The organism is Streptomyces sp. NPDC046870 (assembly GCF_040704595.1).
GTDB classification, from domain to species: Bacteria; Actinomycetota; Actinomycetes; order Streptomycetales; family Streptomycetaceae; genus Streptomyces; species Streptomyces argyrophylli.
The window spans coordinates 479,473-500,108 of sequence record NZ_JBEYXM010000002.1; the positions used below are offsets into that span (position 1 = coordinate 479,473).

19 protein-coding genes are annotated in these 20,636 nt (G+C 71.9%); 8 read left to right on the forward strand and 11 right to left on the reverse strand.

What is annotated here, in order from left to right; genetic code table 11:
• Window positions 1–104 precede the first annotated feature (104 nt).
• Window positions 105–1,013 (forward strand): helix-turn-helix transcriptional regulator, encoded by a 909-nt coding sequence (locus tag AB0946_RS06625; protein ID WP_366759495.1) that lies wholly within the window; start codon window positions 105–107, stop codon window positions 1,011–1,013.
• Window positions 1,014–1,082: 69 nt separating this feature from the next.
• Here the strand turns inward: AB0946_RS06625 and AB0946_RS06630 are convergent, their stop codons facing one another.
• From AB0946_RS06630 to AB0946_RS06650, 5 genes are all read right to left on the reverse strand, one after another.
• A complete protein-coding gene (locus tag AB0946_RS06630; RefSeq protein WP_366759496.1) occupies window positions 1,083–4,328 on the reverse strand; it encodes a S8 family serine peptidase in 3,246 nt (1,081 codons plus the stop codon).
• A 302-nt stretch (window positions 4,329–4,630) separates the two neighbouring features.
• Window positions 4,631–5,314, reverse strand: coding sequence for an ABC transporter ATP-binding protein (locus tag AB0946_RS06635; RefSeq protein WP_366759497.1), 684 nt, complete (start codon window positions 5,312–5,314; stop codon window positions 4,631–4,633).
• Window positions 5,315–5,434: 120 nt separating this feature from the next.
• Window positions 5,435–6,874 (reverse strand): ABC transporter permease, encoded by a 1,440-nt coding sequence (locus tag AB0946_RS06640; RefSeq protein ID WP_366759498.1) that lies wholly within the window; start codon window positions 6,872–6,874, stop codon window positions 5,435–5,437.
• Window positions 6,875–7,031: 157 nt separating this feature from the next.
• Window positions 7,032–8,279, reverse strand: a complete 1,248-nt coding sequence (locus tag AB0946_RS06645; protein ID WP_366759499.1) for an Ig-like domain-containing protein — start codon at window positions 8,277–8,279, stop codon at window positions 7,032–7,034.
• Window positions 8,280–8,515: 236 nt separating this feature from the next.
• Window positions 8,516–8,860 (reverse strand): hypothetical protein, encoded by a 345-nt coding sequence (locus tag AB0946_RS06650; RefSeq protein ID WP_366759500.1) that lies wholly within the window; start codon window positions 8,858–8,860, stop codon window positions 8,516–8,518.
• Window positions 8,861–8,969: 109 nt separating this feature from the next.
• Here AB0946_RS06650 and AB0946_RS06655 point away from each other — a divergent pair, with 109 nt between their 5' ends.
• Together AB0946_RS06655 and AB0946_RS06660 are read left to right on the forward strand one after the other, a co-directional pair.
• A complete protein-coding gene (locus tag AB0946_RS06655) occupies window positions 8,970–9,296 on the forward strand; it encodes an LAETG motif-containing sortase-dependent surface protein (protein ID WP_366759501.1) in 327 nt (108 codons plus the stop codon).
• A 42-nt stretch (window positions 9,297–9,338) separates the two neighbouring features.
• Window positions 9,339–10,136, forward strand: coding sequence for a hypothetical protein (locus tag AB0946_RS06660; protein ID WP_366759502.1), 798 nt, complete (start codon window positions 9,339–9,341; stop codon window positions 10,134–10,136).
• Window positions 10,137–10,191: 55 nt separating this feature from the next.
• Here AB0946_RS06660 and hutH read toward each other — a convergent pair whose 3' ends face one another.
• The 3 genes from hutH to AB0946_RS06675 form a co-directional block, all read right to left on the reverse strand.
• Complete coding sequence (gene hutH / locus AB0946_RS06665; protein WP_366759816.1) at window positions 10,192–11,730, reverse strand: histidine ammonia-lyase; 1,539 nt, start codon at window positions 11,728–11,730, stop codon at window positions 10,192–10,194.
• A gap of 88 nt (window positions 11,731–11,818) precedes the next feature.
• A complete protein-coding gene (locus AB0946_RS06670) occupies window positions 11,819–12,961 on the reverse strand; it encodes a GGDEF domain-containing protein (RefSeq protein WP_366759503.1) in 1,143 nt (380 codons plus the stop codon).
• Window positions 12,962–13,372: 411 nt separating this feature from the next.
• Window positions 13,373–14,167, reverse strand: a complete 795-nt coding sequence (locus AB0946_RS06675; protein WP_366759504.1) for an enoyl-CoA hydratase-related protein — start codon at window positions 14,165–14,167, stop codon at window positions 13,373–13,375.
• A 152-nt stretch (window positions 14,168–14,319) separates the two neighbouring features.
• On the opposite strand from AB0946_RS06675, the gene AB0946_RS06680 reads away from it, so the two are divergent.
• On the forward strand, window positions 14,320–14,997 hold the full coding sequence (locus AB0946_RS06680; protein ID WP_366759505.1) for a hypothetical protein: 678 nt from the start codon (window positions 14,320–14,322) through the stop codon (window positions 14,995–14,997).
• On the opposite strand, the gene AB0946_RS06685 is transcribed toward AB0946_RS06680, so the two are convergent.
• A complete protein-coding gene (locus AB0946_RS06685; RefSeq protein ID WP_014674603.1) occupies window positions 14,972–16,096 on the reverse strand; it encodes an adenylate/guanylate cyclase domain-containing protein in 1,125 nt (374 codons plus the stop codon). The two genes, AB0946_RS06680 and AB0946_RS06685, sit on opposite strands and share 26 nt — an antisense overlap.
• Window positions 16,097–16,299: 203 nt before the next feature.
• Complete coding sequence (locus tag AB0946_RS06690; RefSeq protein WP_366759506.1) at window positions 16,300–17,160, reverse strand: biotin--[acetyl-CoA-carboxylase] ligase; 861 nt, start codon at window positions 17,158–17,160, stop codon at window positions 16,300–16,302.
• A 110-nt stretch (window positions 17,161–17,270) separates the two neighbouring features.
• On the opposite strand from AB0946_RS06690, the gene AB0946_RS06695 reads away from it, so the two are divergent.
• The 4 genes from AB0946_RS06695 to AB0946_RS06710 all read left to right on the forward strand — a co-directional run bounded on the left by AB0946_RS06695 (window position 17,271) and on the right by AB0946_RS06710 (window position 19,988).
• The gene (locus AB0946_RS06695; RefSeq protein WP_366759507.1) at window positions 17,271–18,884 is read left to right on the forward strand and encodes an acyl-CoA carboxylase subunit beta; all 1,614 of its coding nucleotides are present in this window, start codon (window positions 17,271–17,273) and stop codon (window positions 18,882–18,884) included.
• A gap of 32 nt (window positions 18,885–18,916) precedes the next feature.
• Entirely contained in the window at window positions 18,917–19,126 is a 210-nt protein-coding gene (locus tag AB0946_RS06700; protein ID WP_366759508.1) for an acyl-CoA carboxylase subunit epsilon, read from the forward strand.
• Window positions 19,127–19,209: 83 nt separating this feature from the next.
• Window positions 19,210–19,338, forward strand: a complete 129-nt coding sequence (locus AB0946_RS06705) for a hypothetical protein (protein ID WP_366759509.1) — start codon at window positions 19,210–19,212, stop codon at window positions 19,336–19,338.
• A 32-nt stretch (window positions 19,339–19,370) separates the two neighbouring features.
• A complete protein-coding gene (locus AB0946_RS06710; RefSeq protein ID WP_366759510.1) occupies window positions 19,371–19,988 on the forward strand; it encodes a nucleoside triphosphate pyrophosphatase in 618 nt (205 codons plus the stop codon).
• On the opposite strand, the gene AB0946_RS06715 is transcribed toward AB0946_RS06710, so the two are convergent.
• The gene (locus AB0946_RS06715; RefSeq protein ID WP_366759511.1) at window positions 19,960–20,544 is read right to left on the reverse strand and encodes a hypothetical protein; all 585 of its coding nucleotides are present in this window, start codon (window positions 20,542–20,544) and stop codon (window positions 19,960–19,962) included. The two genes, AB0946_RS06710 and AB0946_RS06715, sit on opposite strands and share 29 nt — an antisense overlap.
• Window positions 20,545–20,636 lie beyond the last annotated feature (92 nt).

The window sequence follows — 20,636 nt, forward strand, 5'->3', positions numbered from 1 at the left end:
CCGGGCGGGGCGCCGCCCACCCAGACCACGCTTTTGCGTACGACCGCCGTGCCTACCACCGGCGGGGTCAGGCTGCCGTGCATACGACCAGGAATACTGGAGGCATGGACAGCAGGGACGAGCAGGCGGACGCAGGCGTGACGACCGGCCGGCCCCTGGACCGGCGGGCGGAGCTGAGCGAGTTCCTGCGCAGCCGGCGGGCCCGGCTGAAGCCGGAGGACGTGGGACTGGCCGGATTCGGACGGCACCGCCGGGTGCCGGGGCTGCGCCGTGAGGAGCTGGCGCAGCTGGCCGGGGTGTCGGTGGCGTACTACACCCGTCTTGAGCAGGGCAACGGCCGTAACGTCTCGGCCGAGGTGCTGGACTCGATCGCCCGGGCGCTGCGGCTGACGGACGCCGAGCACGCGCACCTGACCCACCTGGCCAAGCCGAAGGCGCACAAGAAGAAGCCCGCGGCGCGGCAGCAGCAGGTGCGGGCGGCGCTGCGGCAGCTGCTGGACAGCATGGAGGGCGTACCGGCGTACGTCGTGGGCCGGTGCTCGCAGATCCTCGCCTGGAACCGGATGGCGGCGGCCGTCTTCGGTGACTGGGGCGAGTTGCCGCCCGGTGAGCGCAATTGGGCGCGGCTGGTCTTCCTGCGTCCCGCCTACCGCGAGCTGTTCGTCGACTGGGAGCAGAAGGCGATCGACATCGTGTGCGCCCTGCGCATGGACGCGGGGTGCGATCCGGACGACGCGCGGCTGTCGGCCCTGGTGGGTGAGCTGTCCGTCAAGAGCGAGGAGTTCCGCCGGCTGTGGGCCACGCACGACGTCAAGGAGAAGAGCCACGGCGTCAAGCACCTGCACCACCCCCTGGTGGGCGACCTGGCCCTGCACTTCGAGAGCTTCCGCCTGACGGACGGCTCGGAGCAGTCGCTGGTCACCTATCACGCCGACCCTGACTCCGCTTCCGCGGACTCCCTGCGTCTCCTGGCCAGCTGGGGCGCCGACGCGACCCGCTCGGCAACGCGCTGAGGGGTGCACCGGAGGCTGTCCTCCGGTGCACCCCTCGTCAAGGAGCGTTGCGGTCTACCGCGCGCCGGCCTACTTGCCGAAGTACGCGTTGTAGATCGTGATCGCCGACGTGTTGCCCTTCTTGTCGGTGATGTTGGCGCGGAACGAGATCGCCTTGTTCTTCGCCGGGTTCTTGACGGTGATCTTGCCGCTCTTGACGGTGACCTTCTTGAAGTTCTTGCCGTCGTAGGAGACGTAGACGGCGAGGGACTTCAGGTTCCTGCCGGCGGCGGAGCCCTCCACGGTGACCGGGAAGGTGACCGTCTTGCCGGCCGTGACGCGGCTGTCCAGGCCGGTCGTGGCGCCGAAGTGCAGCGCGGAGGCGGGCAGCTGGACGAAGTCCGCCGGCTTCTTGGAGCGGAAGGTCCAGGTCGCGTCGATGCGCGTCGAGGCCTCCGACACCTTTGCGGACCGCTTGACCGAGGTGGTCAGCTTGTACGCCGCGTCACCGGACGGCACCTTGAAGGTGGCGTCGCCGAACAGCGGGTCGGTGTTGGAGCCGACCTTGGTGCCGTTGCGGTAGAGCGTGGTGTTCACCGAGGTGAACTGCGAGGACCCGGCGTGCTTGGCGGAGTCGGCGAACAGCGGCAGCACGCCGAAGATCTCGTTGCCGTCGCGGAACAGGCCGTAGTTCGCGTTGAGGTGCGGGCCGAAGACGGCGGTGTTGACCGTCTTGGTGTAGGTCTTGCCGCCCTTGAAGGTGAACTGGCCGAGCCCGTAGCCGGCCTCGGTGACCGGGAAGCCGTCCTGGTCGACCCCGCCGTTCTGCTGGAAGTCCAGCTCCCACTGCACGCCGCCGGTGGCGGACAGGTGCAGGGTGCGGGTGCCGGGCAGCTTCTGCGGGATGCTGATGGAGGAGGCGCCGGAGCTGCCGGGCAGCCAGCCCACCGCGTCGATGGTGCCCTTCTTGCCGCTCGCCGCCGCGCCCAGCCGGGCCTTCACCGTGGCGAGGTCGCCCGCCTTGTAGTGCTTGGTGTAGCCGGTGGCGAGCTGCTTGACGGCACCGCCGGAGGTGACGTCGTACTGCTCGGTCGCGCCCTTGCTCCAGTGGCCGTCCCACTGCTGCCACAGCGTCCCGGCGGGCAGCTGCGGGCCCAGGTGGGCGGTGCGGAAGTTCTTGTACGAGTCGAGGAACCAGCCGAAGCCGTACTGGCCGTTGCCGACGGTGACGTCGTACTCCGGCGAGGCGAACTGGGACTTCAGGCCCGAGGCGGGGACGGTGATGTCCACCGGCTTGGTCTTGCGCGCGTCGATGGTGATCGTCTGCTTCTTGTCGACGGTCAGCTTCGGCTGCGCGATCCAGTCGATGCCCTTGGAGGCGTCCTGGGGGTCACCGTAGACGGAGGTGTTGAGGATGTACGTGCCCTTGGGCGCGCGCACCTTCACCGTGCCGGACTTGTCGTAGGGGTTCAGCCAGACGCCGTTGGCCAGGCCGCCCACGCCGCTGACGTCGGCGTTGTAGTACGGGGCCGGCTTGCCGTCGCGGCCGATGAACTTCAGGGTCAGGTCGTACGACTCCACCTCGCGCTGCACCGCGGCGGCCGTGCGGACGGTCTGGCCGTCGCCCGTCGCCGTGACGTACGCCGAGTAGGCGCCGTCGACGGTGCCGCCCAGCTTGGTGTCGACGGTGAAGTCGGCCGAGGCGGTGCCGTGCGCGGGGACGGTGACGGTGGTCGCGCCGAGCTTGAAGAAGCCGGACGGGGCCGCCGCGCCCTTGGGGTTGGTGGCGGTGCTGCTCAGGGTGAGCGTGACGTCCTTGTCACCGAGGTTGCGGTACGTCAGCTTCTTGGTGACCGGCTTGTCGTCGGTGTGCGGCCACTGCTGCACACCGAAGCTCACCGACACGGGGTCGGCGACGATCGACTGCTTGATGGCCTTGTCGACCTGGATACGGCCCGTGCCCTGCTGGAACGGGGTGTACTTGCCGCCCTTGGTGGAGCCGGTGAGGGCGCCCTTCAGCTCGGCGTAGCCCCAGTCCGGGTGCTCCTGCTTGAGGATGGCGGCGGCGCCCGCGACGTGCGGGGTGGCCATCGAGGTGCCGGAGATGGTCAGGTAGCCCTCGGGCTTCTCGCCGACCTCCTGGTCGATGACGCTGCCCTTGGCCGCGGCGGCGGTGATGTCCACGCCCGGCGCGGTGACGTCCGGCTTGATGGCGCCGTCGCCGGCGCGCGGGCCGGTGGAGGAGAAGTCGGCGAGCCTGTCCTTGTCGTCGACGGCGCCGACGGTGAGCGCGGCGTCCGCGCTGCCCGGCGAACCGATCGACTGGGGGCCCTCGTTGCCCGCGGCGATCGCGAACAGGATGCCCTTTTCGGCAGAGAGCTTGTTGACCTCGGCCTCGAGGGGGTCGATCTCGGGGGTGTCGTAGCCGCCGAGGCTCAGGTTGATGACGTCGGCGCCCTGGGAGGCCGCCCACTCCATGCCGGCGAGGATGCCGGAGTCGTCACCGGAGCCGTTGTCGTCCAGGACCTTGCCGTTGAGGAGCTTGGCGTCCGGGGCCACACCCTTGTACTTGCCGCCCGACTTGGCACCGGTGCCGGCCACGATGGACGCGACGTGCGTGCCGTGACCGAAGTGGTCCTTGGCGTCGGCGGCGGGGGTGAAGTTCTTGGACTCGATCACCTGGTCCTTGAGGTCCGGGTGGCTGGTGTCCACACCGGTGTCCAGGACGGCGACCTTCACGCCCTTGCCGGTGTAGCCGGCGGCCCACGCGGTGGGGGCGCCGATCTGCGGCACGGACTTGTCGAGGGCGGCCTTGCGGACGCCGTCGAGCCAGACGTGGGCGATGCCGGAGGCGGTCTTGTCGCCGTTGGTGACGGCGGCCCACAGGCCGGCGGTGTCCTTGACCGGGGTCTGCACGGCGTCCGCGTTGAGCGCCTTCAGGCTGCGGCGCAGGGTGCCGGCGTCGCGGACGTCGGCCTTGGCGGCGGCCGCGGTTCCGCGGTAGCCGACGATGACCTTCAGGCCGTTCTTCTGGGCCTTGCGGGTGGCGGCCTTGTTGAGCTCGGTGACGTCGAACAGGCGCTGGTCCAGCGTGCCGGAGGCGACCAGGTGGGCCGCGTCGGCGGGGACCACCAGCGTGTGTCCGGAGGCCTTGCGGACCTGGAAGGGTATGTGCTCGCGTCCCTTGGCCCGCTCCAGGCCGACGACACGGCCCTTGGCGTCGAGGGCGACGCGGTCACCGGTGATCAGGGTGACGTGGTGCTTGACGGCGGCCTTCGAGGCGGCGGTGGTGACCACCGAGGCGCGGTCGGGCTTCGCCGACGCCGGGCTGGTCATACCCGCTGCGAGGGCGACTGCTGCGGCCGTTGCCACGGTGGCCGCAGCCGCTCTTTTCACTTGTCTGCGCAAGTTCTCCCCCTGGAGATGGAGTACCGGGCGGATTCCCCGTTCACCCGGTCGGGGGTGGACTCGCACGTATGCACGCCAACCCCCCGGACCACGCAGTATGCCGGGGGGTGATCAGTGGGCTCAATAGATGAGAGGACGGTGAGAAAGCGCGCCAGGAAACTGTTACGCGGCGGCCGGGACACCGTTACACAACTGCGAAGTCCGCCGCGTTCCGCCTGTGTTATGCGCCGTCAGGTGGCCGCGTTCTCCTTCACGGTGATCCTGCCCTTGCGCAGTGTGGCCAGGCGCGGGGCCTTCTTCGCCAGCGTGGAGTCGTGGGTGACCATGATGAAGGTCAGCCCGTGCTCCGTCCACAGGCGTTCGAGCACGTCCATGATCTCGTCCCGCGTTCCCTCGTCCAGGTTGCCGGTCGGCTCGTCGGCCAGCAGCACCTTGGGTTTCTTCACGACGGCCCGGGCGATGGCGACGCGCTGCTGCTGCCCTCCGGACATCTCGCCCGGGAGATGCCCGAGGCGCTCGCCCAGACCGACGGACTCCAGTGCCTCGGCGGCGAGTTCGCGGCGTTCCCTCACCTTGATGCCGAGGGGGACGAGGGCGGTCTCCACGTTCTCCTGGGCGGTGAGGGTCGGGATGAGGTTGAAGGACTGGAAGACGAAGCCGATGCTCTCGCTGCGGACCCGGGTCAGCCGGGCCTCGCTCAGCCCGGCCAGGTCGGTGCCGTCCAGGACGACTTCGCCGGAGGTGGGGCGGTCGAGGCCGCCGAGCATCTGCAGGAGCGTGGACTTCCCGCCGCCGGTGGGGCCCTGGATGACGAGCCTGTCGCCGTCGGGGATGGTGAGGTCGATTCCGTCGAGGGCGTGGACGGTGTCCTTGCCCCGGATGTAGCGCTTGATGACGTTGTTCAGTTCGTACACGGGGGCTCCGGGATCTGTTTTCGGGGTGGGTGCGCGCTGGTTCCGGCCGCCGGTCCGCGGGGGCGGGCGCGCGTGTCCCCGCGCCCCTGCCGGACCGGCCGGCCACGCCGTGAAGCCGGCCTACTCCACCCGCCTCAGCGCGTCCGCCGGGCGCAGCCTGGACGCGCGCCAGCCGCCGAACGCGCCCGCGATCAGGCCGCCCGCCACCGCGAGGCCCACCGCCAGGACGATCGTCGTCACGCTCACCGGGGCCGTGAGGGCCACTTCCAGGGTCTTCGCCGTCCGCCGGCCCGGTCCGCCCGGGAAGCCGCCGCCACCGCCGGGGCCGCCCCCCGTGCCGCCGACCTGGGCCTGGAGGCCGGGGCTGACGGCGGTCACGGCGTACGCGCCCGCGAGGCCGAGGGCGATACCGAGGACGCCGCCGACCAGGCCGTTGACCATGGCCTCGCCGACCACCTGCCGGGTCACCCGGCCCGACCGCCAGCCCAGCGCCTTCAGCGTGCCGAACTCGCGGACCCGGCGGGAGACCGCCGAGGAGGTGAGCAGGCCGGCCACCAGGAACGCGGCCACCAGCACCGCCAGGGACAGCCACGTGCCGACGTTCGCGGCGAGGGAGGAGGCCGTGGACAGGGAGCCGGAGACGGTGTCCGCGAGGTCGGCGGAGGTGGTGACCGTCGTACCGGGGACGTTCTTCCGGATCGCCGACTTGACGCTGTCGATCTTCTTCGAGTCGGCCGCCTTGACGTAGATCGTGGTGACCTTGTCCTTCGCGTCGCCGAGGGTCTGGGCCTGCTTCAGCGGGAGGTAGAGGTCGGCGGCCGAGTCACCGCTGTCGGCGGTGGCGATGCCGATCACCATGAACCTGACGCCCTTGACGGTGACGGTGGAACCGACCTCGTACTTCTTCTCCTTGGCGTAGGCGGAGTCCGCCACGACGACCTCGGCGTCGGTATCGGTCGCCCTGAAGGCACGCCCGCTGGTGATCTTCGAGGAGGTCAGCGGGCCGAGGCCGGGCTTGGTGACGTCGGTGCCGTACACCGAGTAGCTGTTGACGTCGAAGTCGGCGCCGCCGCCCTTCACCTCGCCCTGGGGCTGACCGTTCCCGCCGCCGCGCTGGAAGCCGCCGCTCCCGCCCTGCTGGAACTGACCCCGCGTGAACTGCCCGCTGACCTTGAGGACCTGGAGGCTCAGCCCGCCGACCGCGTCCGCGACGCCGGACTGCGAGCCCACCTTGGTCACCGTGGAGGCCGACAGGGTCTGGAAGCCCTGCACCATCACGCGGTCGTTGCTCTGGGTGGAGTCGTCGCCGTCGTTCCGCGCGTCGAACCGGAAGCGGGGCCGCTGGGCGTCACCGGTGGACGCCGACGCCGCCTTGGTCACCGTCATGTCGGTCCCCAGGCCGTAGAGCGACTGGAGCACCTTGTCCTGGGCCTTCCCCATGCCGTTGGACACGGAGTTGACCACGATGACCAGCGCGATGCCGAGCGCGAGGCCGGAGGCGACGACGAGGGCCGCCTTTCTGCGGCGGCGCAGTTCGCGCCTCAGGTAGGTGAAGAACATGGCCGCAAGCTAGGGACGGACCGTGATCGCACCATAAGGCCGGCATAAGAGGAGCATGAGAAGGCTTCCACCGGCCCCCGGAACTCCCGGGTGAGCGCCCGTGAAGAAACCGGTGCCGCCCCTGGAGGGCGGCACCGGTGCGGAGGGTGAGGGGGCGTCAGACGGCCGAGCCGGCCTTCCACTGCGCCCAGTCCATGTTCCAGCCGTTGAGGCCGTTGTCCGGCGAGACGGTCTTGTCACCGGTGTGCTGGACGACCACGACGTCACCGATCAGCGAGTGGTCGTAGAACCAGGACGCCGGCGTGCTGGGGTCGTCGGCGCCCTTCTTGTCCTGGAGGCCCACACAGCCGTGGCTGGTGTTGACGTTGCCGAACACCGAGGGCGCGCCCCAGTAGTTGCCGTGGATGAAGGTGCCGGAGTTGGTCAGGCGCATGGCGTGCGGCACGTCCTTGATGTCGTACTCGCCCTTGCCGTCGTCGTCGGTGAAGCCGACCGTCGCGCCGTTCATCCGGGTCTCCTTGAACTTCTCGGAGATCACCATCTGGCCCTCGTACGTCTTGTTGTCGGGCGAGCCGGCGGAGATCGGTATGGTCTTGACGACCTTGCCGTCCTGCGTGACCTTCATCTGCTTGGTCTGCGCGTCGACGTACGAGACCTGGTTGCGGCCGATGTGGAAGGTGACCGTCTTCTGCTGGACGCCGTAGACGCCGCTGGCGCCCTGGACGCCGTCGAGCGCGAGCTTCAGGGTGACGGTGGAGCCTTCCTTCCAGTACTCCTCCGGGCGGCAGTCCATGCGGTTGGCGTTGAACCAGTGGCAGGCGACCTCCTGGCCGCTGCTGGAGCTGACCGTGATGCCCTTCTGCACGGCCGCCTTGTTCGTGATCGCCTTGTCGAAGTTGATCGACACCGGCATGCCGACGCCGACCGTGGAGCCGTCGTCCGGGGTGAAGGTGCCGATGAAGCTGTTGGCCGGGGAGACCGTGGTGAAGGACGCGTTCTCGTGCGCTATGCGGCCCCCGGAGTCCTTGGCCTCCGCGGCGAGCCTGTAGGTGGTGGAACGCTCGAGCTGGACGCTGGGCTTCCAGCTCGTCTTGTCGGCGGACAGCTGCCCGGCGACGGTCTTGCCGTCCTGGCTGGTCATCGTGACGGACGTGAGCGTGCCCTTGCGCACGGAGACGGCCGCGGAGTTGTTGATGGACGCGTTGTCGGAGCCGTCCTTGGGCGTGATGGTGATCTGCGCCTCCGACGACTTCTTGGCCGCCGCCTCGTCGACCTTGGCCTGCGAGGTGTCGTCGCCGCCGGAAGTGGCGCCGGCGTCGGAGCCGGAACACGCCGTCAGCACCAGCACACCACCGAGCAGAGCGGACGCGGCCGTCAGGCGCCTACGCCGCATACTGTTCGTCATCACAAGCTTCTCCATCGTTGCCGAGTCGCGATAACCCCGAGAGTCCCCGCCGAGAACCTTCAACGCTACGGCCGGTGCCTCCCGTTCCCCAGCCCGTCGGGCTGTGGGGCATCCCACGTCCGCGGAACGTGGTCGTCCGCGGCGGCGGGTGGTGCGGGATTCGGTCCGTGCGTCCCCTGGGACGACGAAACCCCGGACGGTGGTTGCCGTCCGGGGTCATGGGTGCCCCGCGACGCTCAGCCGATGCCGTCCTCTTCCCCGTCGTCCGCCCCATCATCCTCGTCCAGGTCCCAGTCGGGCGAATCGGGGTCGTAGTCGACCCGCTCGCTCGACCAGGACGCCTGCTGCAGTTCCACTCCGGGCACCTCGCTCACCAGGTCGAACGGGTCCACGAGATACGCCAGGGCCTCCGCGGTGTCTTCCGTCACAGCGGCCTCGGCCTGGGCCCGCTCCCCCTCCGGCAGCTCCTGGTCCCCGGCGATCCGGCGCAGCGCGGCCTTGGCCACCTCGTCGTCGTCCTGGACTTCCAGCACCAGCTCCACGCGAAGCCGCACAAAACGTGATGTCTCTTCTGTGCTCATGGCGGGAGCGTACGGCCGAAACCTCCCGTGACTTTCCTGTGACCCGCGCCTTTCACTAACATCGCCCCACACGGCCAATTCGCCAGCGTCACAAGGGGATCGATATTCCGTGTCATCCGCTCGCCGTCCGCTGCTGACCGCCACCGCCGCGGGCACCCTGTTGTGCGCCCTGTGGTTCGTCCCGTCCGCGAACGCCTCGCAGGACGCCCCGGCACGACAGACGGCGCGGGAGTCCGCGCCGACGCAGGTCACGCAGGCCAGAGCGGTCACGGTGGCCACCACCGAGGACACCGGCCAGGAGGCGGCGGAGGAGACCGGGCTGGCCGACACGGGAAGCTTCGACACCACCCCGTACGTCGTCGGCGGCAGCCTCTTCCTCGCCGTGGGTGCCGGATTCGTCGTGTATTCGGTGCGCCGGGAACGCCTGGGCTTTTAATCGTCCTTGACGAAAGTTTGACAGCCCGCTCATAGTTCGCTCATGAAGAGATCATCGGGCGTGCGGCTGTGCGCCACCGCAGCTGTGAGCGCGCTGTCGCTCGCCCTCGTCACGGGATGTGGCGACGGGGGGTCCAAGGACTCCGGGGACGCCAAGGGCCCGGACGCGGCGAAGCCGGCCGCGAAGGCGCTGAGCGCCGCCGAACTGAAGAAGCTGATCATCGCCAAGGGCGAGGTGCCCGGGTACGAGGTGGGCCCCGTCGAGGGCGGCATCCCCGACAGCGCCAAGGTCACGTCCGACGACGCCAAGTGCCGGCCGGTGCTCCAGGTGTTCACCGGCATCGCGCCCGGTGAGCCGGCGGCGAACACCAGCCGCATGGCCACGGAGGACAAGAAGAAGGACCCCACGGACGACGCCACGTCCCTGGACGACCTGGCCGACGGCAAGTTCGAGGACGCGATCAACAAGTCCATGGACCTGGACGTCACCGTGGTCACCCTGGCCTCGTACGACGGCGACGGCGCCGAGCGGGCGCTGACGTCGGTCTCCGACGCGGTCAAGGCCTGCGCGGACGGCTTCTCCGGCGTGCAGGACGGCGAGAAGGGGAAGTTCACCAAGGTCGCCGAGGAGAAGTCCTCGGGCACGGGTGACGCGTCGGTGGCCTTCACCGCGACCAACGACGCGGGCGAGGACGGCGCCATGCCGCTGCACGCCGAGGTCGTGCGGCACGGGAACACCCTCGCCACGTACACGACGATCAACATCGGGGCGATGATGAGCAAGAAGGCCTACACGGTCTCCGCTCCGGTGGTGAAGGCGCAGGCCGCCAAGCTGAAGTGACGTTCCGTCCGTAGCGCCGAGGGGCCCCGGCCGGTGTGCCGGGGCCCCTTCGCGTTCACTGGAGCGGGCCGGTGACCTTCTCCACGGCCGCCACCAGATCGCCGCCGCGCACGAACGCGTCGGCGGCGGCCAGGTCGGGCGCCAGGAACCGGTCCGGACCCGGACCCCGCACACCCGCGGCCCGGGCGGCCTCGATGACCTCCTGGGAGGCGGGCGCCGGGGTGAGGCCCTCGCGCAGCTCGATGGCGCGGGTGGCCGCGTACAGCTCGATGGCGATGACCCGGGTGAGGTTGTCCACGGCGGTGCGCAGCTTGCGCGCGGCCGACCAGCCCATGGAGACGTGGTCCTCCTGCATGGCGGAGGACGGGATGGAGTCCGCGGAGGCCGGGACGGCGAGCCGCTTCAGCTCGCTGACCAGCGCGGCCTGCGTGTACTGAGCGATCATCAGACCGGAGTCCACGCCGGCGTCGTCGGCGAGGAACGGCGGCAGGCCGTGGCTGCGGTTCTTGTCCAGCAGCCGGTCGGTGCGGCGCTCGGCGATGGAGCCGAGGTCGGCGGCGGCGATGGCGAGGAAGTCCAGGACGTAGGCGACCGGGGCGCCGTGGAAGTTGCCGTTGGACTCCACGCGGCCGTCGGACAGGACGACGGGGTTGTCGACGGCGGAGGCCAGCTCCCGCTCGGCGACCAGGCGGGCGTGCGCGAGGGTGTCGCGGCCGGCGCCGGCGACCTGCGGGGCGCAGCGCACCGAGTAGGCGTCCTGGACGCGGGGCGCGTCGTCCTGGTGGTGGCCGGTGAGCTGGGAGCCCTTGAGCACCGCGAGCATGTTGGCGGCGGAGGCGCCCTGACCCGGATGGGGCCGGATGGCGTGCAGTTCGGGCGCGAGCACCTTGTCGGTCCCGAGCAGCGCCTCCAGGGTGAGGGCGGCGGTGACGTCGGCGGACTTGTAGAGGGTGTCGAGGTCGGCGAGAGCCATGATCAGCATGCCGAGCATGCCGTCGGTGCCGTTGAGGAGGGCGAGGCCCTCCTTCTCGCGCAGCTCGACGGGGGCGATCCCGTGCTCGGCGAGCAGCTCGCCGGCGGGCCGGACGGTGCCGTCGGGGCCCTCCGCCTCCCCTTCTCCCATGAGGGTGAGGGCGCAGTGGGACAGCGGGGCCAGGTCGCCGGAACAGCCGAGGGAGCCGTACTCGTGCACCACCGGGGTGATCCCGGCGTTCAGCACGTCGGCCATGGTCTGCGCGACCTCGGGCCGCACACCGGTGTGCCCGGAGCAGACGGTCTTCAGGCGCAGGAACATCAGGGCCCGTACGACCTCGCGCTCCACCCGGGGGCCCATGCCGGCGGCGTGCGAGCGGACGATGTTGCGCTGCAGCTGGGCGCGCAGTTCCCGGCTGATGTGCCGGGTCGCGAGGGCGCCGAAACCGGTGGAGACGCCGTAGACCGGGTCGGGCTTGGCCGCGAGCGCGTCCACGATCTCCCGGGCCGCCGCGAGGGCCGCCACCGCCTCCGCCGACAGCTCGATGCGGGCACCGCCGCGCGCCACGGCGAGAACGTCGGACGCGGTGACGCCGGACGTCCCCACCACCACAGTGTGCATATCCATATTCAGGAGCGTACGCATTGAATGCCCCGGTGTCACTAGTGGGGACCGGGTGCACCCCTTACCGCGCCGTGTGGGCTTCGCCTCACGGCCGGCGTCCGCGGAACCGGCGCCGTTCGGCCCGTGCGGGCGGTGGCGCGTCGGCCAGCCGCACCACCGGATCGTCCGGCCCCTCCCGGCCGGCCACCACCGGCCGGTCCAGGCGCAGCGCCTTCGCCCGGTACTGGGCGGCGTCCGCGAGCCGGAACAGCCGGCGTGCGTCCCGCACCTCGCCGATCGCGTCCTCGGTCGAGGCGACCCCGCAGGCGACGCCCTCCCCCGGCTCCAGCTCGCCGGCCCGCCGGCACAGCTCGTCGGCCGCCTTCACCACCTCGTCGGCGGGCGGCCCGACCGCGAGCAGACAGAACTCGTCCCCGCCGAGCCGTGCGGCCAGCGCGCCCGGCACCATCGCGCCGCACAGCGACAGCACCGAGCCGAAGCGTTCGAGGAGGCGGTCGCCGACGGCGTGCCCGAGGGTGTCGTTGACCCGCTTGAGCCCGTTGAGGTCGCAGACGACCAGGCTGACGACCACGCCCTGCGCACGGTGCCGCTCCACGGCCTCCTCCAGGCGTACGTCCACGGCACGGCGGTTGGCCAGGCCGGTGAGGGCGTCGGTGAAAGCGAGCCGGCGCGCCTCCTCCAGCCGCTCGGTCTGCGCGATGCCCGCGGCGACGACGGCGGCGAGGACGGTCGCGAAGTCGGCGTCCCCCCGCGCGAAGAGGGGCTCGCCGACCGGCCGCGCCACGTACAGCTCGCCCCAGGCCCGGCCGTGCAGGACGACCGGGGCGACCACGCAGCAGCCGCGGCCCCGGCGGCGCAGGGCGGCGACGCGCTGGTGGAAGTAGCCGGGGGTGCCTTTCGCCGTGCCCTCGGCCGTCTCCACCCAGGCGTTGGGGCCCCCGCCGCCGGCCCACCGCTCGTGCAGGAACTCGGTGATCTCCGGGAACTGGTGCACCGGGTAGGTCTCGGCCTCCGGGAACTCCTCTTCGTCCGGGGCGCGGTCGCCCACGTTCACCAGGACCCGGAGCCGGCCGAGCTCGCGTTCCCACACCGACAGCGCGGCGAAGCTGCCGTCCAGCGCGTGGCAGGCGCCGCGGGCGGCGGCCTGCCAGCACTCCCGCGGGGTGTGCGCCGCCGCCATGCCCTGCGCCAGCGCCACGACTGCGGCCAGCCGCTTGTCCTGACCCATTACTCCAGGTTAGGGAGGAATGAGGTGTTTGGGGCTGTCGGTGCGGCGATCAGGTGGCCGCGCGGGTCACTGCGCGTGTGCGTGTGCGTGGTGGCTTGCGGCGTGCCGGTGCCGGCTCGGGCGCGGGACGGGTACCCGGTGCCGGTGGGTTGCGGCTTGCTGCGGCGTCCGGCTACCGGGGCGGGGACCCGGACCGCTGCCGGGTGCGGGTGCGCTGTGGCCCGTCGCGCAGTTCCCCGCGCCCCTTCAGGGCGCCAGACCGTTGCCGGGTGCGGGTGCGCTGTGGCCGGTCGCGCAGTTCCCCGCGCCCCTTCAGGGCGCCGGACCATTGCCGGGTGCGGGTGCGTAGTGGCCGGTCGCGCAGTTCCCCGCGCCCCCTTCGGGGTTCCAGGGTCGGGGACCGGTGTCGTCCTACTCTCCCGGCCACTGCGGCTTGCGCTTCTCGTTGAAGGCCGCCACTCCCTCCGCCCGGTCGCCCGAGAAGGCCACCGAGCGCCAGGCCGCGTCCTCCACCTCCAGCCCGGCCCGCAGGTCCAGCCCGTGCCCCAGGCGCAGCGCCCGCTTCGCCGCCCGCAGCCCCACCGGCGAGTTGCCGGCGATCCGCTCGGCCAGTGCCAGCGCCTCCTCGCGGTCCCGGCCGGGCTCGACCAGCCGGTCCACCAGTCCCAGCTCGGCCGCCTCCGCCGCCTCCACCCGCCGCGCCGAGAAGATCAGCTCCGCCGCGCGGGCCGCGCCGACCCGCCGGGGCAGCAGCTGGGTGCCGCCGCCGCCCGGGATCACGCCCACGGACACCTCCGGCAGTCCCACCACGGCCGTGCGGTCCGCCACGATCAGGTCGCAGGACAGCGCCAGCTCGAATCCCCCGCCCAGCGCGAAGCCGTGCACCGCCGCGACCGTCGGCACCGGCAGCTCCAGCACCCCGGTGTACGCCCCGCGCGCCACCGGCCGCTGCCGCACCAGGTCGGCGTCCGTGAAGGAGTTCCGCTCCTTCAGGTCCGCCCCGACGCAGAACGCCCGTTCGTGCGACGAGGTGAGGACGACCACCCGGGCGTCCCGGTCGGCGGAGAGCGCGGCACAGGCGCTCGTGAGGGAGCGGGCCATCTCCGTGGAGACCGCGTTCATCGCCTTGGGCCGGTCCAGCATCAGCTCCGCGACGTGCCCGTGCCGCCGCACCAGCACGAACTCCCCGAACCGCTCCTCACCCATGACACCCTCCGGTTAACGTGGGTTAACATCCGTCGCCCTGATCATCGCAGCCGGGTTCCTTCCCGTGAAGTCCAGGGGGCTACACCCGTTCGAGTGACATCCCGGCCTTCTCCCCGCACACCGCCCACACGAGCGCATAGCGTCCGGGACCCATGACACCGATACCTGCACACTCCGGCACCGAGCGGGAACGCGCGCCGGAGCGTACGCCGGGAGTACGGCGCGGCCGGCACCGCAAGCCCCACCCGCGCAAGGTGCTGCTGGCCGCCGGCGGCCTCGCCCTGGCCGCGGGCGTGCTCAGCCTGGTACGGGCCGCCCCGGACGCGGGAGTCGGGGCGCCGGGCACCGCGGAGGCCGAGCCCAGGATCGGACCGGGCGGGAGTCCCACGGACCGCTCCGCCGGCACCGCGGCCACCATCGCCGCCGCCCCGACCGCCCTGCCGTCGGCGACCTCGGCCATGGGCGGCAGGAACCTGGTGCCGGTGCCCACCGGCACCCCGGCCCGTACGGCACCGGCCCCGGACACGGCCACGCCCGGCGGCACCGCCGTACCGACCGCCCTGCCGAGCCGGACCCCGGCCCCGCCGAACGGCACCTCCCGGCCGCCCGCACCGACGACGTCCGCTCCGCGTCCGGCCCCGGCGACCCCCACTCCGACCGCCACCCCCACCCCCGGCCACGGCCCGGCGGACCCGGAGCCGCGTCCGGGCGGGGTGTGCGTGCCGGTGATCGGACTGTGCGTGGACGTACTCGGCGACCGGCACGGCCAGGGCCTGTCCGGACAGGCGGTGACGCGACCGGCGGCTACGGCTGGCCGTCACGGCGGGTGAGCAGCCACGGCTCGACCACGCCGAGCCCGCGCACCGGGCGCTGCCACATCGGCTGGAGCGCGAAGCGGTACACCGGCGGGTCCTCGCCCTCCTTCTCGGCCGCCGCAGCGGCCTCCGCCGCCTCCGCCTCCGAGGCGGGCGCCTCCCCGCTGCGGATCAGCTCCTCGGCGAACGCGCTGTCCACGAGGACGGCGTCGCGCGGGGCTATCGAGGTCAGCCGGGAGGCCAGGTTCACCGTCGTGCCGAACACATCGCCCATGCGGGTGGTCACCGTGCCGAACGCCATGCCGACCCGCAGCTCGGGCATCGTCTCGTCGTTCGCCAGCGTCTCCACCAGCCGCAGCGCGATGTCCGCGGCCACACCGGCGTCGTCCGCCGCGTACAGCACCTCGTCGCCGAGGGTCTTGATGAGCCGGCCGCCGCGCGCCGCCACCAGGTCGGCGGCGGTCGTCTCGAACGCCTCGACCAGCTCGCCCAGCTCCTCCTCCTCCATGCGGCGGGTGAGCCGGGTGAAGCCGACGAGGTCCGCGAAGCCGACGGCGAGCCGTCGGTCGACCATCTCCTCGTCGTCGGCGGTCTGGACGACCCGGCCGGCCGACGCGGCGAGCTGGCGCCGCCAGACGTAGACGAGGAACTCCTCCAGCTCGGGCAGGAGCAGCTCGACGATCGGGTACGTCACCTCGGTCCGGGTCATCCCCGGTTCCGGGGGCTCGGTCAGGCCCTCCAGGAAAGAGTCGATCTGCCATTCCGCCAACCGGGCGGTGGTCTGCCCGGTGGACCGGGCCACCTGCACCGCCATGGCCTCGCTCAGCAGCCCCGCCTCCACCAGGCCGGCGAGGCGGCGCAGGGCCAGCACGTCGGCCTCGGTGAGGGCCTTGGCCTGGCCGATGTCCGCGAAGCCCATCGCCCGCCAGAACCGGGACGCCAGCTCCATGGAGACGCCGGCGCTGCGGGCGGCCTGGAACGGGGTGTAGCGGCGCTCGGCGCCCAGGATGAGCTGTTCCAGACGCAGGGCCAGCGGGTCGTCGCCGGTCTCGGGGGCGTGGGGGTCCACCCGGCCGTCCCCGCCAGCGCCGGAGCCCGTGTCGTCGACGGTCACGCCTGCTGCCCTTCCGATCTGCCGCGGTCAGGTATCGACCGGCCTCAACTCTACGGCAGGTGTGCGCCAGCTCACTCCGTCGGGTTGGGCCGACGGGACGCGTTCCCGGCACCGGTCGAGCGAACCGGCGTGGTCCGGCGGCGGGTGATCGCCGTGCCCGGCCGCGGGTCCATCCTGGCTGGTCGCGCGGCTCCCCGCGCGCTCTACGCCGGCCGCAGGTGGACGATGTCGCCCGCTCCCACCGGCTCCTGCACCCCGTTCTCCGTGGCGATGATCAGCCGTCCGTCGCCGTCCAGCGCCACGGCCTCCCCGACCACCGAGCGGTCGCCCGGCAGCTCCGCCCGCACCACCCGCCCGAGGGTCGCGCAGCCCGCGGTGTACGTCTCCTGGAGCCGGCTCGCCGAGGGATCGCCCCCCGCGGCCCGCCAGCGCCCGTACCAGTCCTCCAGCGACCGCAGCACCGCCCGCAGCAGCGGATCCCGGTCCGTGCCCAGCGCCCCGGCCAGGGCCAGGGATCCCGCCTGCGGGACGGGCAGCTCGTCCGCCCTGAGGGTGACGTTGATGCCGACGCCGATGACGACGCCGTCGTTTCCGGCCCGCTCGGCGAGGATGCCCCCGGCCTTGCGTTCCTCCCCGCCCACGGTCACGAGCAGGTCGTTCGGCCACTTGAGCGCCGTGTCGACGCCCGCCGCCCGGGACAGCCCGGTCGCCACCGCCACGCCCGTCAGCAGCGGCAGCCACCCCCAGCGGGCCACCGGCACCTCGGTGGGTTTGAGCAGGACGGAGAAGAACAGGCCGGAGCGCGGCGGAGCCGTCCAGCGGCGGTCCAGCCGGCCCCGGCCCGTCGTCTGCTCCTCGGCCACCAGGACCGCGCCCTCGTCGGCGTCGCCCGCGGCGGCCAGGGCGACCAGGTCGGAGTTGGTGGAGCCGGTCCGCTGCACCACCTCGATGTCGCAGTACAGGCCCTCCGGCCTGACCAGCCCGCGGCGCAGGGCGGCGCCGTTCAGGGGCGGACGGTCCAGGTCGGACCAGCGGCTGTCGTCTGATGGATTCTGCGGCGTCATGCAAGCCACCCTAGGTGTGGTAAACGACGCACTGCTGATCCGCAGGCCCGCCACTACTCTACGGATGAGTAACCGTCCCCCCTTTTGAGCAGGCAGGGAGCCGCATCCCGATGTCCGAGCCGGAAGAGCGTCACGAGGTCCAAGAGATCGACATCCACACGACCGCGGGGAAGCTCGCGGATCTCCAGCGCCGCATCCACGAGGCGACGCACGCCGGCTCGGAGCGCGCCGTCGAGAAGCAGCACGCCAAGGGCAAGCTGACGGCGCGTGAGCGGATCGAACTGCTGCTCGACGAGGGGTCGTTCGTCGAGCTGGACGAGTTCGCCCGGCACCGCTCCACCCACTTCGGGCTGGAGCGGAACCGCCCGTACGGGGACGGTGTCGTCACCGGCTACGGCACGGTCGACGGCCGCCCGGTCGCGGTCTTCTCGCAGGACTTCACCGTCTTCGGCGGCGCCCTCGGCGAGGTCTACGGCCAGAAGATCGTCAAGGTCATGGACTTCGCCCTGAAGACCGGCTGCCCGGTCATCGGGATCAACGACTCCGGCGGCGCCCGCATCCAGGAGGGGGTCGCCTCCCTGGGGGCGTACGGCGAGATCTTCCGGCGCAACACCCACGCCAGTGGGGTCATCCCGCAGATCTCGCTCGTCGTCGGGCCCTGCGCGGGCGGCGCGGTCTACTCCCCGGCCATCACCGACTTCACGGTCATGGTCGACCAGACCTCGCACATGTTCATCACCGGCCCGGACGTCATCAAGACCGTCACCGGCGAGGACGTCGGCTTCGAGGAGCTGGGCGGCGCCCGCACCCACAACACCGCCTCCGGCGTGGCCCACCACATGGCCGGGGACGAGAAGGACGCCATCGAGTACGTCAAGCAGCTGCTGTCGTACCTGCCGTCCAACAACCTCTCCGAGCCCCCGGTCTTCCCGGAGGAGGCGGACCTCTCCCCCAGCGACGAGGACCGCGAGCTGGACACCGTCGTACCGGACAGCGCCAACCAGCCGTACGACATGCACACGGTGATCGAGCACGTCCTGGACGACGGCGAGTTCTTCGAGACCCAGGCCCTGTTCGCGCCGAACATCCTCACCGGGTTCGGGCGGGTCGAGGGCCACCCGGTCGGCGTCGTCGCCAACCAGCCGATGCAGTTCGCCGGCTGCCTCGACATCACGGCGAGCGAGAAGGCCGCCCGCTTCGTGCGGACCTGCGACGCCTTCAACATCCCGGTGCTGACCTTCGTGGACGTGCCGGGCTTCCTGCCGGGCGTCGGCCAGGAGCACGACGGCATCATCCGGCGCGGCGCCAAGCTGATCTACGCCTACGCCGAGGCCACCGTCCCGCTGATCACCGTCATCACCCGCAAGGCCTTCGGCGGCGCCTACGACGTCATGGGCTCCAAGCACCTGGGCGCCGACCTCAACCTGGCCTGGCCCACCGCCCAGATCGCCGTCATGGGCGCCCAGGGCGCCGTCAACATCCTGCACCGCCGCACGATCGCGGAGGCGGAGGCGAGCGGCGAGGACGTCGAGGCGGTGCGCGCCCGGCTGATCCAGGAGTACGAGGACACCCTCCTCAACCCCTACGTCGCGGCCGAGCGCGGCTACGTCGACGCGGTGATCATGCCGTCCGACACCCGCGCGCACATCGTCCGCGGGCTGCGTCAGCTGCGCACCAAGCGGGAATCCCTCCCTCCGAAGAAGCACGGCAACATCCCCCTCTAGGTCCCCGAGCCCTGCCGACCCCGGGAGCGGTCATGAACATCAAGGTCGTACGAGGCAATCCGACCCCGGAGGAGCTGGCCGCCGCCCTGGCGGTGGTCCGCGCCCGCGCCGCGGCGGCGGCGGCGACGCCGTCCGGCGCGGAGTCCCCGAGGGACGCGTGGTCCGACCCGTCCCGGATCGCGGCCCGCCGCGTCCCCCGCCCGGGCCCGACGTCCTGGACCCGCACCTACTGGCCGGGCTGAGGCGCCCTGGGTGCCACACCGGGGCGCCAACCTGAGTAGCAGTACTCAGGCGCCCTCCCCGGCGGAAGCCGCACGCTGGAGGGATGCTGTGGTCAGACCCGGAGAACGAGCCGCCGAAGGAACTGCGCGACGCGCAGGACATGCTTCGGCGGCTCGGGCTCCTGGTGGCCCTCGCCATGGTGCTGTTCATGATCGTCAGTGGCCTGAGGTGAGCCGCGGCGCGCCCGCTGACTAACCTGACCGCATGACTGCCAAACCCCGCAGGCGACTCGTGCTCGCCTCCCAGTCCCCCGCCCGGCTGGCCCTGCTCCGGCAGGCCGGCCTCGCCCCCGAGGTGATCGTGAGCGGCGTCGACGAGGACGCCGTCACCGCGCCCACCCCGGCGGAACTGGCCCTCGCCCTCGCCGAGGCAAAGGCGAGCGTCGTGGCGGCGAAACCGGAGGTGCGGGGCGCCCTGGTGATCGGCTGCGACTCGGTGCTGGAGCTGGACGGGCAGGCGCTCGGCAAGCCGGCCGACGCCGAGGAGGCCACCGCCCGCTGGAAGAGCATGCGCGGGCGGGCCGGGGTCCTCCAGACGGGGCACTGCGTGTGGGACACGGAGGCCAAGCGGTACGTGTCGGCGACCGCGTCCACCGTCGTCCGCTTCGGTGAGCCCAGCGACGAGGAGATCACCGCCTACGTGGCCTCGGGGGAGCCGCTGCACGTCGCCGGCGCGTTCACCCTGGACGGCCGCTCGGCGCCGTTCATCGAGGGCATCGACGGCGACCACGGCAACGTGATCGGCATCAGCCTTCCCCTGCTCCGCAAACTCCTCGCGGAACTGGGCGTGGGCATCACGGAGTTGTGGGCACCGGAGCGGTGATCCGGGCGGGGACCGTGTCCTGCGGCTCGTCGTCCCCGTCCTGCGGCTCGTCCGTACGGCTCACCGGCGCGCCCGCGCCGGCGGGGGCCGCGCCCGGTTCCGCCCGCGCGGCCGGGCCGGCGCCCTCCCCGGGCGTGCCGCCGGGTGCCGCGCCCTCCGGGCCGCCCGCACGGTCGTACGTCATCAGGAGCAGCACGATCAGCGCCAGGACGACCACCATGAACAGGAACGCCGTCCAGCCCACCAGACCCCAGGCGAACGCGCCGAGCAGGCCGTGCACCACGGCCGCGCTGATCAGCAGGACGCGGCCGAGACCCGCCGGGGCACGGTCCCGTACCGCGACCAGCGCGGCCACCAGCGCGCACAGCGCGAAGTAGAGGCCGAAGACCACTCCGCCGATCTTCGAGGACATCGACATAACGTCGGGGTCCAGACCGGCCAGGGACATGTCCTGGCGGTCGACGACCACTCCGAGGAACCAGTTGAGCGCCGCGATGAGGACGGCCTCCGCCAGGAGGACGACCGCCACGACCCCTGCCACCGGTCTGCGCACCACCGGTCCCCACCCACTCTCACACCAGCAGCCTGTTACCCCAGGTACGTTCGGGACAGCGCGAACGCTACTAACGGGTAAACCCAGGGACAAGG

Bases quoted from the DNA above. Each gene is read 5' to 3' on its own strand.
- AB0946_RS06645 (WP_366759499.1), bottom strand. From the start codon at position 8,279: ATGACGAACAGTATGCGGCGTAGGCGCCTGACGGCCGCGTCCGCTCTG.
- AB0946_RS06670 (WP_366759503.1), bottom strand. From the start codon at position 12,961: ATGGGTCAGGACAAGCGGCTGGCCGCAGTCGTGGCGCTGGCGCAGGGC.
- AB0946_RS06650 (WP_366759500.1), bottom strand. From the start codon at position 8,860: ATGAGCACAGAAGAGACATCACGTTTTGTGCGGCTTCGCGTGGAGCTG.
- AB0946_RS06640 (WP_366759498.1), bottom strand. From the start codon at position 6,874: ATGTTCTTCACCTACCTGAGGCGCGAACTGCGCCGCCGCAGAAAGGCG.
- AB0946_RS06690 (WP_366759506.1), bottom strand. From the start codon at position 17,160: ATGACGCCGCAGAATCCATCAGACGACAGCCGCTGGTCCGACCTGGAC.
- AB0946_RS06675 (WP_366759504.1), bottom strand. From the start codon at position 14,167: ATGGGTGAGGAGCGGTTCGGGGAGTTCGTGCTGGTGCGGCGGCACGGG.
- AB0946_RS06630 (WP_366759496.1), bottom strand. From the start codon at position 4,328: ATGACCAGCCCGGCGTCGGCGAAGCCCGACCGCGCCTCGGTGGTCACC.
- hutH (WP_366759816.1), bottom strand. From the start codon at position 11,730: ATGCACACTGTGGTGGTGGGGACGTCCGGCGTCACCGCGTCCGACGTT.
- AB0946_RS06705 (WP_366759509.1), top strand. From the start codon at position 19,210: ATGCTGTGGTCAGACCCGGAGAACGAGCCGCCGAAGGAACTGCGCGAC.
- AB0946_RS06680 (WP_366759505.1), top strand. From the start codon at position 14,320: ATGACACCGATACCTGCACACTCCGGCACCGAGCGGGAACGCGCGCCG.
- AB0946_RS06695 (WP_366759507.1), top strand. From the start codon at position 17,271: ATGTCCGAGCCGGAAGAGCGTCACGAGGTCCAAGAGATCGACATCCAC.
- AB0946_RS06710 (WP_366759510.1), top strand. From the start codon at position 19,371: ATGACTGCCAAACCCCGCAGGCGACTCGTGCTCGCCTCCCAGTCCCCC.
- AB0946_RS06660 (WP_366759502.1), top strand. From the start codon at position 9,339: ATGAAGAGATCATCGGGCGTGCGGCTGTGCGCCACCGCAGCTGTGAGC.
- AB0946_RS06625 (WP_366759495.1), top strand. From the start codon at position 105: ATGGACAGCAGGGACGAGCAGGCGGACGCAGGCGTGACGACCGGCCGG.
- AB0946_RS06700 (WP_366759508.1), top strand. From the start codon at position 18,917: ATGAACATCAAGGTCGTACGAGGCAATCCGACCCCGGAGGAGCTGGCC.